The sequence below is a fragment of the Saccharothrix sp. ST-888 genome (genome assembly GCF_000955975.1).
Lineage (GTDB): Bacteria > Actinomycetota > Actinomycetes > Streptomycetales > Streptomycetaceae > Kitasatospora.
Genome location: NZ_JYJF01000711.1, coordinates 1 through 334 on the forward strand (window position 1 = coordinate 1; position 334 = coordinate 334).

1 protein-coding gene is annotated in these 334 nt (G+C 74.6%); it reads left to right on the plus strand.

Annotated elements, in window-relative coordinates:
- Positions 1–334, plus strand: a 334-nt coding sequence (locus UK12_RS42315; protein ID WP_045307139.1) for a hypothetical protein, incomplete at both ends; no start/stop codon positions are given.

Consider the following 334-nt stretch of genomic DNA (forward strand, 5'->3'; position numbering starts at 1 on the left):
CCGTCCGCGTGATCTACGAGCTGCCCCTCGCCCCCGGCCACCCCCCCCCTCGGCTCGCCGCCGACCTCACCCTCCCCGGGCTGAAGCCGCTCGCCGCCCCCTGGGCCGCGTACAAGTACCGGATGCCCGCGCTCTCCGCCGTCATCGCCCGCCGGCAACTGCGCTCGCGGCCCGACCGGATGCTCGCCGCCGAACAGAACCGGTCCACCCTGCGCAAGGCCCTGGAGGAGTACGACGCACCTGGCGCCTGGCCCGGGATCGGCGAACGCTCCGTCCGAGGCTGGTACGGCACCCCGCTGACGATCAACGTCCGCGTGCCCGACCCGAAGACGCT